At 70.1% G+C, this 15,595-nt stretch carries 16 protein-coding genes; 4 read left to right on the top strand and 12 right to left on the bottom strand.

Going from position 1 to position 15,595, the window contains the following annotated elements; all coding sequences use genetic code 11:
- Nucleotides 1–48: 48 nt before the first annotated feature.
- From NON19_RS03410 to NON19_RS03380, 7 genes are all read right to left on the bottom strand, one after another.
- A complete protein-coding gene (locus tag NON19_RS03410) occupies nucleotides 49–1,275 on the bottom strand; it encodes a PP2C family protein-serine/threonine phosphatase (protein WP_255925057.1) in 1,227 nt (408 codons plus the stop codon).
- A 45-nt stretch (nucleotides 1,276–1,320) separates the two neighbouring features.
- Nucleotides 1,321–3,210, bottom strand: coding sequence for a PP2C family protein-serine/threonine phosphatase (locus NON19_RS03405; protein WP_255925056.1), 1,890 nt, complete (start codon nucleotides 3,208–3,210; stop codon nucleotides 1,321–1,323).
- A complete protein-coding gene (locus NON19_RS03400) occupies nucleotides 3,207–4,250 on the bottom strand; it encodes an ATP-binding SpoIIE family protein phosphatase (protein WP_255925055.1) in 1,044 nt (347 codons plus the stop codon). Before NON19_RS03400 ends, NON19_RS03405 begins: the two co-directional genes overlap by 4 nt.
- Complete coding sequence (locus tag NON19_RS03395) at nucleotides 4,250–4,690, bottom strand: anti-sigma regulatory factor (protein WP_255925053.1); 441 nt, start codon at nucleotides 4,688–4,690, stop codon at nucleotides 4,250–4,252. The genes NON19_RS03400 and NON19_RS03395 overlap by 1 nt, the downstream gene beginning before the upstream one ends.
- Nucleotides 4,690–5,109 (bottom strand): STAS domain-containing protein, encoded by a 420-nt coding sequence (locus NON19_RS03390; protein WP_255925051.1) that lies wholly within the window; start codon nucleotides 5,107–5,109, stop codon nucleotides 4,690–4,692. Before NON19_RS03390 ends, NON19_RS03395 begins: the two co-directional genes overlap by 1 nt.
- Nucleotides 5,106–5,468 carry an RsbRD N-terminal domain-containing protein gene (locus NON19_RS33575; RefSeq protein WP_372513985.1) on the bottom strand — a complete coding sequence of 121 codons (363 nt, stop codon included), beginning with the start codon at nucleotides 5,466–5,468 and terminating at the stop codon, nucleotides 5,106–5,108. Before NON19_RS33575 ends, NON19_RS03390 begins: the two co-directional genes overlap by 4 nt.
- A gap of 180 nt (nucleotides 5,469–5,648) precedes the next feature.
- On the bottom strand, nucleotides 5,649–6,815 hold the full coding sequence (locus NON19_RS03380) for a PP2C family protein-serine/threonine phosphatase (RefSeq protein ID WP_255925050.1): 1,167 nt from the start codon (nucleotides 6,813–6,815) through the stop codon (nucleotides 5,649–5,651).
- 198 nt (nucleotides 6,816–7,013) lie between these two features.
- On the opposite strand from NON19_RS03380, the gene NON19_RS03375 reads away from it, so the two are divergent.
- Complete coding sequence (locus NON19_RS03375; RefSeq protein ID WP_372513984.1) at nucleotides 7,014–7,442, top strand: MarR family transcriptional regulator; 429 nt, start codon at nucleotides 7,014–7,016, stop codon at nucleotides 7,440–7,442.
- 478 nt (nucleotides 7,443–7,920) lie between these two features.
- Here the strand turns inward: NON19_RS03375 and NON19_RS03370 are convergent, their stop codons facing one another.
- A complete protein-coding gene (locus NON19_RS03370) occupies nucleotides 7,921–8,217 on the bottom strand; it encodes a general stress protein (RefSeq protein ID WP_255925048.1) in 297 nt (98 codons plus the stop codon).
- Between the two features lie 391 nt (nucleotides 8,218–8,608).
- On the opposite strand from NON19_RS03370, the gene NON19_RS03365 reads away from it, so the two are divergent.
- Together NON19_RS03365 and NON19_RS03360 are read left to right on the top strand one after the other, a co-directional pair.
- Entirely contained in the window at nucleotides 8,609–9,475 is an 867-nt protein-coding gene (locus NON19_RS03365; protein WP_255925047.1) for a SigB/SigF/SigG family RNA polymerase sigma factor, read from the top strand.
- 169 nt (nucleotides 9,476–9,644) lie between these two features.
- On the top strand, nucleotides 9,645–10,781 hold the full coding sequence (locus NON19_RS03360) for an AI-2E family transporter (protein WP_255925046.1): 1,137 nt from the start codon (nucleotides 9,645–9,647) through the stop codon (nucleotides 10,779–10,781).
- Between the two features lie 75 nt (nucleotides 10,782–10,856).
- On the opposite strand, the gene NON19_RS03355 is transcribed toward NON19_RS03360, so the two are convergent.
- The 4 genes from NON19_RS03355 to NON19_RS03340 form a co-directional block, all read right to left on the bottom strand.
- Nucleotides 10,857–11,117 (bottom strand): DUF5133 domain-containing protein, encoded by a 261-nt coding sequence (locus NON19_RS03355; RefSeq protein WP_255925045.1) that lies wholly within the window; start codon nucleotides 11,115–11,117, stop codon nucleotides 10,857–10,859.
- A gap of 182 nt (nucleotides 11,118–11,299) precedes the next feature.
- Nucleotides 11,300–11,728: an STAS domain-containing protein gene (locus NON19_RS03350; protein WP_255925044.1), complete on the bottom strand. Its 429-nt coding sequence runs from the start codon at nucleotides 11,726–11,728 to the stop codon at nucleotides 11,300–11,302.
- A gap of 761 nt (nucleotides 11,729–12,489) precedes the next feature.
- Nucleotides 12,490–13,311, bottom strand: a complete 822-nt coding sequence (locus tag NON19_RS33290; RefSeq protein ID WP_255925043.1) for a glycoside hydrolase family 16 protein — start codon at nucleotides 13,309–13,311, stop codon at nucleotides 12,490–12,492.
- A 54-nt stretch (nucleotides 13,312–13,365) separates the two neighbouring features.
- Nucleotides 13,366–13,554 (bottom strand): hypothetical protein, encoded by a 189-nt coding sequence (locus NON19_RS03340; protein ID WP_255925042.1) that lies wholly within the window; start codon nucleotides 13,552–13,554, stop codon nucleotides 13,366–13,368.
- A gap of 502 nt (nucleotides 13,555–14,056) precedes the next feature.
- Between NON19_RS03340 and NON19_RS03335 the strand changes: the two genes are divergently transcribed.
- Nucleotides 14,057–14,998, top strand: a complete 942-nt coding sequence (locus tag NON19_RS03335) for a threonine/serine dehydratase (protein ID WP_255925041.1) — start codon at nucleotides 14,057–14,059, stop codon at nucleotides 14,996–14,998.
- The last annotated feature ends 597 nt before the right edge of the window (nucleotides 14,999–15,595 follow it).

Genomic DNA, 15,595 nt, shown 5'->3' with positions numbered 1-15,595 from the left:
CGTTGTGATCACAGGGCGAGCAGCCGTGGTTACGCGATGCCCAAGCGCTCAGGTGGATACGGACGAAGGCCGCGGATCGGTGCGCTGGGTGCTGACCCGGCCCTTCCAGTCCAGGCAGATCACCGCGGCGTCGGCGACGAGGTCGTCGCTGCCGAAGTGCTCGACGAGTCCGTGGACCACCGCCCGGGCCGTCTCGTGCGGGGTGGCGAGCCGGGACGCGCTGATCGAGCGCGACAGTGCCCGTTCGCCGTACAACACGCCTTCCGCCGAGCGCGCGCCGTGCACACCGGTGCTGACGATGACCAGCCGGTCGCCCGGGACGACGTGGAAGGTCTGCTCCTCGTACTGGGTCTCCTCGAACATGCCGAGCGGCAACTGGCCTTCCAATTCGACGAGTTCGACGCTCGCGCCGCGCTGGCGGAACACCCGCGGGGAGCCCGCGTCGACGGCGTGGACCAGACCGGTGTCGAGGTCGAAGCGCAGAAGCACGGTGGACGCGTAGGCCAGGCCCCGGTACTGGGCGTAGACCGCCTGGTCGGCGAGGCTGGCCTGGTCAGCGAGGCCGACCCCGGCGCGGCGCGCGTTGCGCAGCGCGTTGACGGTCAGGCTGGTCAGCAGTGACGCGTCCATTCCCTGACCCATGCCGTCGGTGAGGGTGACGATGAGGTGGTCGGCGCTGGTGGACCAGTCGAAGTTGTCGCCGCCGATGGCGTAGGCGGGCTCCAGGTGGGCCCCGAGGACGTACTCGTCGCGGGCGCAGCCCCGGCCGGGCAGCAACTGCCACTGCATTTCCGCGGCGAGCGTCAGGCGCTTGCGGCGGCGGGCTCGCAGATACAGGTCCGTGTCCCGGTCCGCGGTGAGCAGTTCGTGGCCCAAGGCGGTGGCGAACTCGGCCAACTCGGCGAGGGCGGCGGCGTCGGCGTTGGCTCGGGGCAGTTCGACGCGGAGCACTCCCAACCGGTCGCCCCGCACGGTGACCGGTAGATGGGCCAGGACGACGGCCGGGTCGTCGGTGCCCTCCACCACGGGTGTCTGGGCCGAGAAGGCCCGACCGGGCGGACCGTGGTGAGCGGGCAGTTGTTCGGCGCCCTCCGGCGGTTGCGGCACGGGTTGCAGCACCGCCGAACCGTAGTCGGCCATCAGCAACGTGACGGACCGCGCGCCCGCCCGATCCGCCAGCAGACCTTGCGCGGCGGGGATCAGTGCGTGCGGCGCGGCCGCGCGCAGTACGGCCTCGGCGGTCGTTCGCCGTTCAGCGTCGGTCACAGCGTCCACGTCCTGTTCGGGGCGTTTCGGGCCCATAGTCGGGTGCTCGGTCGGTCAGTCCTGTGCGTCGTCGGCGACCAGCGGTGGTGCCCAGGCCCCGTTCGCGTCCTCGCCCGCCGTCTCGCTGGTGGGCGGAGGTGAGGTGGCCGACCGCTGCGGGCCCGGTGCGTTTGCCGCCGGTTGGCGAGGACGCCTGTGCGGATCCGGTGCGGCAGGGGTGACGACCGGTTCCGAACCGGTGTGGCAGAGCAGGAGGCACACGTCGTCCTCACGGTCGCAGTCGTGCAGCATGCGCCCCAGTACGGCCTCGGCCGCCCCGTCCAGGTCCCGGGCCAGTTCCGCCGAGCCGAGCCCGGCCAGCACCGCGCCGAGGCGGGCGATGCCCGGGTCGATCCCCTGCCTGCGGCGTTCGACCAGGCCGTCGGTGTAAAGGGCGAGGGTCGAGCCGGGCGGGAGTTCCACCGTGTGGTCCTTGATGCCCTGCCCGAGCGGAATGCCGAGCATGGCCCCGGGCTTGGCGTCCAGGACCCGTACCCGTCCCTCGCAGGTACGCACCACGGGCGGCGGGTGGCCCGCTGCCGCCCAGGTGACGGTGGGGTCACCGGGCCGGAAGCGGGCGATGGCCGCGGTGGCGCACAGGTCGGGCTCCAGGTGGTGGAGGAAGTGGTGCAGCCGGGTCAGGAGCCGTCCCGGCGAGTCGCCGTCCACGGCGTAGGCGCGCAGCGCGTTGCGCAGTTGCCCCATCATGACCGCCGCGTGCAGGCCGTGCCCGGTCACATCGCCGATGACGGCGATCAGGCTGCCGTCCGGCTGGGCGAACGCGTCATACCAGTCGCCGCCGATGTTCAGTCCGTGGGTGGCGGGCAGGTAGCGCGCGGCCAGTTGGAGTCCCGCGGTGACCGGCAGTTCGGTGAGCAGGGTGCGCTGCAGTGTTTCGGCGATGTCGCGGTTGTGCTCGTACCGCAGGGCGTGGTCGATCGCGATCCCGGCTCGGCGGGCGAGTTCGATGAGCATGACGGTGTTGTCCCTGTCGAAGCGGTCGCCCGGCGCGGTGAGCGTCAGAACTCCGAGCGTGGAGCGGCGGGCCGTCAGCGGCAGACACAGAAGGGGCACATTGGGGGCCAGCGCGGAGGGCGGCAGGTTCTCGACGCCCGGCAGGTGGCCGGGGTGGTCCGCGGCGTACTGCGGGCGCCCGGTGCGTGCGGCGACGACGGCGGCCGCGGGATGCGGAGCACGCGTGTCGGGACCGTCGTCATCGAACAGCCACACCTCGGCGGTGCGCGCGTGTTGCGGTACGAGGAGTTCCGGCAGGCGGCGGAGGATCTCCCGGTGGCTGAGCGAGGCGGTCAGGGCCGCGCTGGCGTCGGCGAGGAAGGTCAGCCGGTGGCGGGCGCCCTCCGCCTCCGCACGGGCGGCCTTCTCCGCGGCGAGCAGCTCGCGCTGCGTCCGGTCGGCCGCGTCCAGTTCGGCGTGGAGGGCGAGGACTCCCTGATTGGTCTGGTGCAGTTCCTCCCGGTGGACACTGACCAGCCGCTCCTGCTCGTCCAGGTGGTCCAGGAGCGCGGCGGTGTCGTCGTCCGCGAGGAGCAGCGCCTCGGCGAGCGGAACGTCCGGCTGCGTGGCCTCGCGGGCAGCGGCCTCGGGGTCGGGACATTCGACGACCGTCTGCCAGGACGCGTCCGACCGGTTCTGGCCGGTCGGACGCAGGCTGAGCCGGAACCGTCCGGTTTCACCGTGCGGTGGGGCGCAGATCACCTCGAACACCAACTGCCAGGCCGCCGCGGGCTGTTCGAGACACCGCCTCAACCGCGCGCTCAACCCGGCCAGCAGCCGGGCGCGTTCGACGGTGGGCATGCCCGCGGCCGCGGCGAGGCGCGCCACGGCGCTACGGGCGAGTGCCGCGTCGCAGGCGCTGGCGACAGTCCAGGCGCGGGTAGGGGTCATAGCGGGCGGTCCCGTGGTGTGGAGGCCATGACGGCCACCGTAGTGTCGTCACGCGCTGGGCGTGCTGAACTACTGGCGTCGCGCAGGACGACCGCGGCGATCACGGCGGGGTCCCGGTGGTCCAGGTACGAGTCCTCAGGCGGGGCCCAGCGGCTGGGGAGGCCGTCGCTGTGCAGGATCAGCAGACCGCCGTCCTTCCAGGGCAGTTGGCGCTCGGGGACGACGGCCGGGCGGTAGGCGCCGACGATCCCCGGGCGCGAGAGCAACGGCTGCCAGCCGCGTTCCGTACGCAGGCGCGCGCCGACGTTGCCGACGCCCGCGAACAGCATGTGGCCGGTGTGCTGGGCGAGTTGGGCCAGGGCGACGGCGGCTCCGCGGGTCCCGCGCAGCGCGTCGTCCAGTCGCCGCAGCATCTCCACCGGTGGCAGGTCGGGCACACGGCGCAGCTCGTCCACGGCGGCGGCGGAAGCCCTCGCCCCCTCGGGACCGTGGCCGAGGCCATCGGCCAGCACCAGGGTCAACCGGTCCCGGCCGGGTACGCACGCCCACGCGTCGCCACAGGTCTCCCCCACCAGCGGCACATGGACGCCGCCGACGCGCACCGGTCGCACGGCCGGTGCCGCCTCAGCCCGCCGAGTGGTGCGGCGGTCGGCCATCCGGACGAGGACCACCGTGCCGCGGCCGGGGGCGGTGTGCAGGTCGAAGGTGTCGGCGATACGGCGGCACGCCCCGAGGCCCGCGCCCAGCGAGGTGGTGGTGGAGTAGCCGTCACGCAGGGCGGCGGCGACGTCGCGGATGCCCGGCCCGTGGTCGACGGCCAGCATCTGCACCACGGGTCGCCCGTCGTCGGCGGTGTCGATCAGGATCCGCCCGCCACCGGCGTGTCTGAGCAGGTTGGTGGCGAGTTCGGTGGCCGCCAGGTCCGCGTCGGCGGTGCGGTCAGCGCCCAGCCCCACATGGTCGCACGCCGCCTCAACCGCGACGCGGACGTCGTGTGCCTGGGTTGAGTCGTGCACCGGCACGTCCCAGACCCGAGTCATCACACCGCCTTGCGGGGCGCGGGGGGCTCGGAGGCCCAGGCGGTGATGGTCACGGTGGTGCCCTGGCCCGGACGGCTGTCGAGGGTGAACTCGTGTACCAGTCGCCGGGCGCCGCCCAGCCCCAGACCCAGCCCTCCGCCGGAGGTGTAGCCGTCGGACAGGGCGAGTTCGGTGTCGGCGATCCCGGGGCCGGAGTCACTGAACACCAGGCGCAGACCACGCACCCGGCCGCGTGCCACCTGCGTGACCTCCATCTCACCGCCTCCGCCGTGTACCAGGGCGTTGCGCGCCAGCTCGCTGGCCGCGGTGACCAGCTTCGTCTGCTGGACCAGTCCGAAGCCGAGCTCAGCGGTGACCTGTCGCACGTACTGCCTGATCCAGGTCAGGTCCATGTCCGAGGCGATCGGCAACCTTGCGGCAACGGTACTGGGAACGTGCATCACACGCCCCCTTGTCGTGGGTTCGTGTCATCGTGCGCCCCGCATGGTTCTCGCACCAGGCGCAGCGCCTGCTCGATGTGGAGGGCGGTGCGCAGACCTGGCAGCGTCAGGCCGAGTTCCACCAGCGTGACCGCCACCGCGGGGCGGATTCCGGCCAGCACGGTCTGCGCCGCCAGCAGCTTGACGGTGGGGGCGATGTCGGCGAGCACCCGTCCCAGGAAGGAATCGACGACCTCCACTCCTGAGACGTCGATCACCACACCGGTCGCGGTGCTCTCCGTCACCGCGCGCGCGATGTCCTGTCGCAGCCACTCGGCGGCCCGGTCATCGAGGTTCCGCTGGACGGTCACCAACAGCACGTCGTCCAGGGTGAGTACCGGGACGTGTGTCCCAGCCGCCGCTGGCAACGGGCGCGTCACGACAGGTCCACCTCCGTGGGCGCGCCGACGACGGCGCCCGCGCCCTGCCGCCGCAGGGCGAGCGCCAGGGCGTCGGCGAGGGTGGCACGGGTGACGACCGAGCCGAGGTCGATGCCGGGGTGGACCGCCGCGAACCCCGGTGCTTCGATCTCCTCGATCCGCTCGGTGGCGGCCACCACGGACAAGGCGTCGATCACGGCCTTGCAGGCTTCCACCGCCTCGTCTCTGGAGACGGTGAACACCGTGCGGAACAGCGTCGCGTCCGCCCACCGCTGGGCGATCTGTTCACGGCAGCGGTGAAGGAAGTCCCCGACCTCCCGGGACGGCGACCACTGCCCTACCGTCTCGTGCTCCGGCACCCGCTGTCTCCCCTCCGTGCCCGCCGTTCCCGTCCCCCGCTACCGGAACGTCGTGCGTTTCTTGTCATACGGCAAGCTTCGGCGTCGGAGTCGTACCCCGTTTGACAAGCGCTATGCCGTGGAGAGTCCCTGCCCCGGGGTCCAGCATCGTGCCGCGGGCGGGTTTCGGGCCGCGTCCGCCTACCGTCCGTGCCAGTCGAGGCACACCACCAAGGCGTCGTCGTGCGGCGCCGGTCTGCCGCGGTGGCCCGCGAGTTGCCTGAGCACCTCGCGCGGCACCTCGGCCGCCGACAGCAGCTGGGTTGCGGCGATGGCCCGGGCCAGCGCCCGCTCACCGTAGCGTTCGCCCGAGGGCGAGGCGGCCTCGTACACGCCGTCGCTGACGAACACCAGCCGGTCGCCGGGCTCCACCCGGAAGTCCTCCGCGACGTAGTCGGTCTCCTCGAACATCCCCAACGGCAGCTGCGCCTCGAAGGAGACGGGCTGCGCGGCACCACCGCGCCGCAGCCGCCACATCCGCGGCGACCCGGCGTCGACGACCCGCGCCCGGCCGGTGGCGAGATCGAAGTCCACCATGAGCACCGACAGGTACGACGCCCCGCGGTAGTGCGCGTAGACCGCCTGGTCCGCCAGGGCGGCCTGGTCCGCGATCGACAGGCCGGCACGCCGGGCGTTGCGCAGCGCGTTGATCGCCAGATTGGTCAGCAGGGCGGCCTCTATACCCTCACCCATCCCGTTGGTGACGTACAGCATCAGCCGGTCCTCGGTCGCCGACCAGTCGAAGTTGTCGCCGAAGATCGCGTAGGCCGGTTCCAGATGGGCGCCCAGTTCGTACTCGGGCCGGGCGTAGGAGCGGCCCGGAAGCAGCTGCCACTGCATCTCCGCCGCGAGGGTCAGCCGGTCCCTGCGGCGCGCCCGCAGGTACAGGTCCGTGTCCCGCTCCGCGACGATGACCTCGTGTCCCAGCACCTGGGCCACGTCCGCGAGTTCGGCCAGCCGGTCCGGCGTGCAGGTGTCGGCGGGCAGCGCGACGGAGAGCACGCCGAGCCGGTCACCGCGTACGGTCACCGGGCAGTGGACCGTCACCACCCCTTCGCCGTCGACCTCCTCGACGACCGCCCGCTGCGTGCCGAACGCCCGACCGGCGGGACTGTTGTGCACCGGCACGGGTTCCGCGGAGTGCGGCAGCGCGGTCACCGGCTGCAGGACGGTCAGCCCGTAGTCCACCAGGAGAAAGTCGACGGACTTGGCCGCGTAGCGGTCGGTCAGCACCGCGCTGACGGCGTCCGGCAACTGGTGGGGAGCCGCCGTCCGCAGAGCCCGCTCGGCTGCCTCGAATCTGTTCACGATGTTGGATAAGCCATTCTTTTGCCAGGAGGGCAATCGCACCCGCGAGGTAAGCCTTGTCGCTTGGTCCGGGCTTACCGGTATTTATTGTTGGTAGCCAGCCAGCCGACTGCACCGGCTGACAGCACCCGATGAGCCTGCGAGAGTGTGCCCGTGACTGCCTCCCCTTCACGTCGACAGCCCGATGAGGTGGCGCGCGTGGCCTCAGAGGCCGCCGAACTGCTGGAGGTCCTGTGGGGTCGGGCATCGACCGCACCGGTGTCCGTGTCCCAGCTACGCGTGCTGTTCATCCTCGAACACAACGAGGGAATCAACCTGCGGACCCTCGCCGACGCGCTGAGTTCCACTCCCCCGTCCACGAGCCGACTGTGCGACCGCCTCCAGGCGGTGGGCTTCGTCGAGCGCGCACCGCACAGCACCAGCCGCCGGGAACTGCGGCTGCACCTCAGCAGTCGAGGCCGGGCCTTCCTGGACGATCTGCGCTCCCGCCGCGAGCGTGAACTGCAGGCCGTCCTCGCACAGATGCCCGCCCGGAAGCGAACCGCGCTCCTGCAGGGCCTGGAGGCCTTCTGCGTCGCCGCCGCCTCACAGATCCACGACGAGACCGCTGACGCGCACTCCGCCTGACCAACGAGTTCCCCGTCCGCTGCCACCACCCGGCGCACATCCGCACCCTGCGGCCGGCCGGCGCGAGGACGCTCCCCCGCCCACCGGAACATTCAAGATCCTTCCCTGCACACCTGTGACGCCGTAACTCTGTTGCCTCACCGCCATAGTTGTCAAACGGCAACTGTTCGCAAAGACGGCGCGATGGCGTCAGCCGCATCGCCAACGCCCGGACCACAGCGGCCGATCGCCACGGGGCGGCGGCAGGAAGCCACGACAGGAAGCGGGAACGCGTACCGGGCCCGCGACACCTTGCGGCGCTAACGGTGTTGACGGCGTTGACGGCGGACGGCGTGGCGGGGCGGGGCGGCGCAGCGGGGTCCGCGGTCCGCCCCCGACCGGCGGACCGGTTTGGCGACCTAGCGCACGGCGCTGGCGAGTTGGGCGGGCACCAGGTCGTCGTGGTGCTCGACGTGTGCGGCGGCCGTCAGCTCGCGCATCACCTCGACTCCCGCCTGGGCGCCGGGGCCAGGAGCGGTCCGGCGCCCGGCACCAACAAAAGCGCCGCACCGGACAGCAGCCCGAACAGCCCACCCAACCATGCCCCCGTCTTCGCCCCGGACCTGGCCACGTCCCCGGTGGTGACGAAGCCGTGCACCCGCGTCTCACTCGTTAAGTCCTGTCCGATGACCGACAGTTGCTCGGCCGGAATTCCCTGCCGCAGCAAAGCCCGTACCGCGTCCTCCACTTCCCTCATGGAACTGTAAACCCCGACGACACCGTTCACTTCGCTCATGCCGTTTCCCCTTTCCTTCGTGCGGGGGCCTCTTTCCTTCGTCCGGGGGCCTCAGTAACCCCAGCGGAGGAATCTGACCGGACCCATACCACTGCGCCCTTCCCGTGCGGCACCGCTCATACCCGCAACCGGACGGTACCGCCGCTCTTGCGACGCACAGGTTTCCGGGAAGGCTGAAAAACGTGATGGCTTCGCGGGTGATGCCCAATTGGTGATGTCCGCGAGTCCGACGGCCGCCATTGGAGCCGCCATTGGAGCCGCCATTGGAACAGTCCCGATCGAGCGGCGCGGCGATGTGGACTGGCCGAAAACCGCTGAGCGGCGGTTTGCGTGCGTGACGTTGGGTAGGCGTGAACGCGTCCATCGACTTCGGATCGACGGGAGGGTGATCATGCCGGGGCAGCTCGCGGAGAAGGCCGCTCCAGACATCGCGGGTACGCGCGACACGACGCCTGAGCAGCTCACCACCCTGCTGGCTGAAAACAAGGCGGATCCCTCGGAGTTGCGTGAAGTCTCACGGGCGATGCTGGCCCGCCTGGCGGTGCTGGAAGAGGGCACGGAGGAATACCAGTACGTCCGCAACTCGCTCGTCGAGCTGAACATGGCGTTGGTGCGGTTCGCCGCGAAGCGCTTCGCCAACCGGGCCGACCAGATGGACGACATCCTCCAGGTCGGAACGATCGGGCTGATCAAGGCGGTCGACCGGTTCGACCCCGATTACGGCGTGGAGTTCATCACTTTCGCCCTGCCCACCATCATCGGCGAGATGAAGCGCTTCTTCCGCGACACCAGCTGGTCGGTACGGGTGCCGCGACGCCTGCAGGAACTGCGCATCGAGATGGCCAAGACCAGCGACGCCATGGCCGCCGAACTCGACCGCACTCCCACCACCGCCGAACTGGCCGAGCGGCTGGGAATCACCGAGGAGGAGGTACTCGAAGCCCAGCTCGCGGCCAACGCCTACACCGCCAGCTCCATCGACGCGGAGGCCACGACCGACGAGGACGAGGGCACCTCCTGGATCCACCGCCTCGGCTACGAGGATCCCGGGCTCGAAGGCGTGGAGAACGTCACCGCCCTCAAGCCCCTCATCGCCCAACTCCCCGAACGCGAACGCACCATCCTCGCCCTGCGCTTCGGCGCCGACATGACCCAAGCCGCCATTGGCGCCGAACTCGGCCTGTCCCAAATGCATATCTCGCGCCTCCTCACCCGCACACTCGAACTGCTGCACAAGCAACTGCTGGCGGACGCCTGACGGTTGACGGGGACGGGCACCGGCGGACGCGCCAGCCGCATCGGTGGGCGAAGCACCAGGGCGGCACCGGACCCACCGGCCAAGCTGACCGGCAAACGCCGCGACGGTCTGACGATGGCGAGCGGGTCACCGAATCCCTACCGATCACCTCGACAATCAGGACACCCTGATGGCGCATGAAAGTGGTCGCAGCGGTCTGCCGGTCAACGGGCGTTCCCTTCCGGCTCCCAGGCGGCGGAGGCCTCGATATGCGGGAGCGCTGGGGGCGCGGCTGGACCGCGAGGGCGGCGCGGGGACGTGGTTCGCGACAGGCTTCCACATCACCCTCGGCGGTGTGCTGGCCTACTCCCTGGCCCAGGAGGTCATCCGCATCAGCGAACTGCTGGTCCTGCTCCTCCTGTCGCTGTTCGTGGCGATCAGTCTTGACCCGATCGTCCGCTGGCTGGTACGGCACCGGCTGCGCAGGGGCTGGGCCGTGGCGCTGGTGGTGGCCGCCGTCGCCACTGTGCTGGCGGGTTTCGTGGCCCTGGTCGTGCCGCCCGTCACGGACGAGTTCATCGCCTTCGTCCGCGCCGTACCGGGCTGGCTTCAGCAACTACACGACCATCACTCCACGTTGGGGCACCTGGAGGACCGCTACCACCTCGTCGACAAGGCGAAGCAACAGCTCTCAGACGGCGGATCCGGCATCCTCGACGGCCTGCTCGGCGCGGGCCGCATGGTGATCAGCACGGTGACGGCGACCGTCGTGGTCGTGGTCGTCACGCTGTACTTCATGGTGGGCTTGCCGCAGATAAAGCGGTTCTGCCACCGGTTCGTCCCCGGCAGCCGTCGTGAGCGGGTGGAGGCCCTCGCCGAGGAGATCATCATCCGCACCGGTCGGTACATGCTGGGCAACCTGGCCACCTCCGGGATCGCCGGGCTGGCCACGTTCGCCTGGTGCATGGCGACCGACATCCCCTACCCGGCGGCGCTCGGTGTCCTCGTGGCCCTGATGGACCTGGTGCCGATGGTGGGAGCCACCATCGGCGGACTCGCCGTCAGCCTGGTGGCGCTCTCAGTCTCCCTGACCCTCGCCATCGCCACCGCCGTGTTCTACCTGCTCTTCCGGCTGGCCGAGGACTACCTGATCATTCCACGGGTGATGAGGTTCGCCGTGGACGTCCATCCCATCGTCACCGTCGTCGCCGTTCTCATCGGTGGGGCGCTGCTCGGCATCACCGGCGCCCTGGTCGCCATCCCCGTCGCCATGGCCCTGGGGCTGTTCCTCGACGAGTTCGTCTTCCCGAGGATCGAAGCCGCCTGAAGGATCGAAGCCGCCTGACCACTCCCGTCCGCTGCCGCGGTGTCCGCTTCCCACCGCTGGCGCGCGGACATCACATCAGGCAGCAGTGGTGGTCGACGGCCGCCGCGACTCGCTCCGGGGCGCCACGGTCACCGCGAACGCCTCCTCCAACATGGTCCGCGCCGCCGCGACCGCGGCCTCCACGTCCCGGGTACCCGTCGACACACACAACGTGTAAGTCACGTCCTCCAGTTCACGCCGCGCCTCGACGGATTCGGCAGCGGCCCCCACCGCTGCGGCCAGGGACTCGTACCGTTCCAACAGGGCGCGAAGCACCAGCGGATGAGGTTTGAGCAAGACCGACTCCCTTCCACTCCCGACAACTACCGCCCGTTCATTGCCGCTGCGCCTACCCGGCCCCAACGTGTACATGCTCTGATGGGTGCGGACGTTGGGGTGGTAGGTGGCGAAGCGGACCGGCATGGTCAACCACAACAGCCTCGCCAGCTCTACCCCGTGACATCGCGGCTCCCCGCAACTCAGCTTTCGGAACCGCCTATGACGGCCTCTCCATCCTCCAACGCACCGCGACTGGCGGCCTCGACCGCTTCCGCCACCCCGAGCACCGCCGCGTCCACCGTGTCGCGGATCGGCATGGCCAGCGCCACACCAGTCAGTTCCAGGATTCTGCGCACCGCGGGCGTCGGTGCCACCACCTGCACACTTCCCTCAATGCGCCGCGCCTCCTGCAACGTTCGCAGGATGATGTTGAGGCCCGAGGAGTCCATGAAGGGAACGGCCGAGAGATCGAGCACCAGATTGCGGCGCCCGTGGGCGATTTGGTTGGCCAACTGGTAGTGCAGTTCGGTCGCGGTGTCCATATCGAGATCGCCGCCGATCGACACCACCGCCACGTCGGGCTGACGTACGACCACATCAACGGACAGCGGCGCGGTTTCGGATGACAAGTCGGTACCTCCGGACTTCGGGGGTCTGTCGAACGGCGGCTACCCCGACCACGGGGATTCATCCCGCCGTTCTCCGAAGTCTCGGACTGCCACTGTCCGGCCGGGGCCGTCCCCCCGTGGCGCTTGCGGCGAGACGGCGGCTCATCGGGCCCCTCGGTGCTCGGATTTCGCTCACCGACTCTGATGAGGCGTCGGCTGCACCTCTGGGACTTGGCTAAGCCATGGTGCCAGCGTGACGGATTGGTGATGAGTCTGTGGTGCCTCGGGCACGAACACGGTGGAACGCCAGTCATGTCGACAGACGGTGCCGTCGTGCCGCCACCTGGCCTCGCCGAGCCACGCTGCTTGTCCGCAGCGGGAGCAGTGGCCGAGCAGTGGCCCAGGATCGGCCTCCAACTGGCCTACCCGAGCGGTGCGTCCAAGCTGCGCCAAAGCTGCGCCAGTCCTCGGGGGCGCGGTCGGTCATGGTCGTCCCCCTTATGCGCTGGTGAGCCGAACCTTAAGCCGACCATAAGGATCACCTGTTCGCTGTCTGGCCTGCTGATTCGCCGGGCGGTACCGGCTAGCGTGACGGTTGCCGCGACGCGAAAGCCGATGCCTCCCTAGGCTTCCCCCCACTTTGTTTCGCGGCCTTAGCTTGATCTCGCGGGCCCGGTGCGCTGGACGACGGTGCCGGGCCCGCGCGATGGCCCGCGACCCTCGGCACGGGCAAGCCCCACCGAGCACGGCCCTCGTCACCGGCGGCATCGGGGCGGGGAAACTCAGGAGTAGGACCAGACGCGCACGTAGCTGATGTCGATCTGGTCCCACGAGCCAGGCCGGGCGGTCTCGCCGTCCAGCGACGACTCGTTTTGGATATCCCAATCCATGGGCGTCCTCGGCGAGTAGCGGCTGACGCCGATGACCCGACCGTCGAGGCCGAAGGCCACACCGGAGGGCAGCCACGTGATCGTGTAGGTGTGCCAGGCCGTCCACGCCACGCGAGTGTCGAACCAGTCCTGCGGCCCGCAATCGGCCGGGTGGTCGTAGGCGGACGGGGCGACGTCGTGGCTGTTCTCCGGGAAGTCGATCTCCGAACAGCCGCCGCCGCCGACCGGCCAGAGCAACTGCGCGGACTTGAACCCGACCCCGACATGGGAGACACGCTCCCGGATCTCGTACCGGCCGTACTTCAGCCGCATGGCCTTCTTCGGCACCACCGTCGCGGAGTGTACCGGGCCACCATCCGCTGGCCGGTACATGCGGATGTGCATCTGGCCGTCGCCCCACGCGCTGGGCGCGATCCACACGGTGTCCTCGGGGTGGTAGTAGCCGCCGACCCGGTAGCCCCACTCAGTGGCGGTGTCCGGCCAACCTGCTGGGTACGCCCACCAGTTCGCGCTGACGCTCCCGTCGAGGCCGCCACAGTACGCCTGCGGGGTGTCGGTGTTGTGGTCGCAGTCCCGGAAGGAGCCGAGCTTCGTGGGGATGTTGAAGGCGTCGCTGAAAATCAGGCGGAAGCCGGGTGTGCGCGCCTGGGCGGGCGGCGCGAAGATGCCCAGCAGCCCGAGGACAGCCAGCGACACAACAGCAAAACGACGCACCAGCACCTCCTGCCGCTGGTATCGGCTGGTAGACGGCGCAGGTAGATCGGCCGATCAGGCGGCGGGGTAGCAGGTACGGCGGTCGCGGTCGCGGGTTTCGCGTTCGCGGCGGCCACCGCCTTGGTGTGCTGGAAACAGCTTCGCCGGGCTCAACAGGGTGCCGCACGCGGCGTTCCGGCACTCGATGTCGTCGTGAGCGTGCGCACGGAACAGCGTCAGCAGCTCGCAGCGCGGGCGCGGCACTCGATGCTGCTCCAGCCTCGTGTCCCGGGCAGTGAACCGCCGGGCGGTGCGGTGCCATCCGTGTACGCAGCCCGGTGCGCTGCATGGTGGGAGCCGACGCCCAAGGCCACGGCAGTGCAGATGGCCCCGCATACGTAGCGGGCGCCGCGTCGATTGCGGAGGTGGTGGGGCTGCTGCTGGCAACCCCGTTCCCGCAAGATAACCTCGGCGACATGGAGTTGCGTGGACGGCGGGTGATCGAGGCTCCGGGCGTACCGGCGCGGCAGCCACTCCGACAGAGCCGCTGACAGGCGGCCCGGCAGCCGGAACTCGACCGCAAGCCGAGTCCCGTGCTCCGGGCGGTAGTTGCCGAGGGCCCCGTCGACCAAGCTCGCCCACGGTCTTCGTCAGCAGCGTAGGAGGCGTCGACCGCCGGGCCAGCGAAGGATCGCGTTTGCGCTCTTCCTGGGCCTGACACCACGACGGGCCAGCTCATCGCCTGGTCCTGACGTAAGGAGCGATCGTGATCCCTCTTGCCTACGGCGACGTCAAGCAGGCCGCCGACCGGATCGCTGGGCAGGTTCGTCCTGTGGCGGTCGCAGCGGTCGACCCGGGCACCTTTGCGGGGGCCCGCGTATGGCTGGCGTTGGAGTTCATGCAACACACGGGCAGTTTCAAGGCACGCGGTGCGGTGAACTTCCTCCTGGCGCGTCGGGAGGCGGGGGCGCTGCCAGAGGCAGGGGTCACGATCGCTTCGGGCGGGAACGCCGGGCTGGCCTGTGCATGGGCGGCCCGGCAGCACGGGGTGCGGGCGACGGTGTTTCTGCCGGAGACCGCCCCCGCGGTGAAGGTCGAGCGGCTCCGCTCCTACGGGGCGGAGGTGCGGCTGGTAGGAGCGGAGTACGCCGAGGCTGCGGCGGCTTGTGCCGAGTTTGCTGAGAACTCAGGGGCTTTGGCGTCGCACGCCTACGATCATCCGCTGATCGCCGCCGGGGCCGGGACGGTGCTGGAGGAGATCCGGCAGCAGATCCCGGGCCTGGACACGGTGGTTGTCGCGGTCGGCGGTGGTGGCCTGTTCGCTGGTGTCGCCACGGCAGCAGCCGAGCATGGGGTGCGGACGGTGGCGGTCGAGCCGGAGAACTGCCGTGCGCTGAACGCCGCCTTGCGGGCAGGGCGGGTAGTTGATGTGCCGGTCGACTCAATTGCCGCTGATTCCCTTGGCGCCCGACGCGCCTCGAAGATGGCCCTGCACGCGGCGCAGCATGGTCACGTCGAATCAGTCCTCGTACCCGACGCGGAGATCGTGCGGGCTCGCCAAGCGTTGTGGGACCACCGACGTTTGGCGGTTGAGCACGGCACGGCCACGGCTCTGGCCGGGCTGATGAGTGGCGCCTACACACCGGACGACGGCGAGCAGGTCGCCATCGTCCTGTGCGGGGCGAACACCAACCCCTCGGACCTGTAGTCGGGCGAGGCAAGCAGCACGGCAGGACGGTGTGGCGCCGTCCGGCCAACTCCCGGCCCGACCGCGGACAAATCCTGGGGGCCCTGCCCGGGAACTGTGGAGGGCGCATGCTTCCCCCCGTCGTTGGGCAGCGCCGGAAGCGCCTCATCAAAGCCGCGTGTGATCACAACGACCCTGCCACATACCGTAGTTGTCGGCATCGCTCCGCGAAGCAGGGCGTTGGACTGCATCGTCGGCCCTGCGCATTCGCCAATGCCGGGCATCGAGCACTTGCCCGCGCCGAGGATCGCGCGCTCTCGCGGGCCCGATGCCCCCGTCCAGCACCGGGCCCGCGAGACCAAGCAAGGCCGCGAAACAAGTGGGGGGAAGCCAACAGGGAGGCACTTGGCTTTCGTATCGCGGCGACCGCCACGTTAGCCGGGACCGCCCGGCGAATCACCAGGCCAAGCACCCTCTGAGCGTTCCTTATGGTCGGCTTAAGGTCCACCTCACCAGCGCCTAAGGGTGACAGGCCAGAGCAACTGCGCGGACTTGAAGCCGATGCCGACATGGCTGAGGCGCTCGCGGATGATGTACCGGCCGTACTTCAAGCCCATC

The organism is Streptantibioticus rubrisoli, assembly GCF_024436055.1.
In the GTDB taxonomy this organism is placed as follows: domain Bacteria; phylum Actinomycetota; class Actinomycetes; order Streptomycetales; family Streptomycetaceae; genus Streptantibioticus_A; species Streptantibioticus_A rubrisoli.
This window is presented reverse-complemented; position numbering and strand designations above follow the sequence as displayed.

Bases quoted from the DNA above. Each gene is read 5' to 3' on its own strand.
- NON19_RS03360 (WP_255925046.1), top strand. From the start codon at position 9,645: ATGGCGCATGAAAGTGGTCGCAGCGGTCTGCCGGTCAACGGGCGTTCC.
- NON19_RS03370 (WP_255925048.1), bottom strand. From the start codon at position 8,217: ATGAGCGAAGTGAACGGTGTCGTCGGGGTTTACAGTTCCATGAGGGAA.
- NON19_RS03365 (WP_255925047.1), top strand. From the start codon at position 8,609: ATGCCGGGGCAGCTCGCGGAGAAGGCCGCTCCAGACATCGCGGGTACG.
- NON19_RS03400 (WP_255925055.1), bottom strand. From the start codon at position 4,250: ATGACTCGGGTCTGGGACGTGCCGGTGCACGACTCAACCCAGGCACAC.
- NON19_RS03405 (WP_255925056.1), bottom strand. From the start codon at position 3,210: ATGACCCCTACCCGCGCCTGGACTGTCGCCAGCGCCTGCGACGCGGCA.
- NON19_RS03395 (WP_255925053.1), bottom strand. From the start codon at position 4,690: ATGCACGTTCCCAGTACCGTTGCCGCAAGGTTGCCGATCGCCTCGGAC.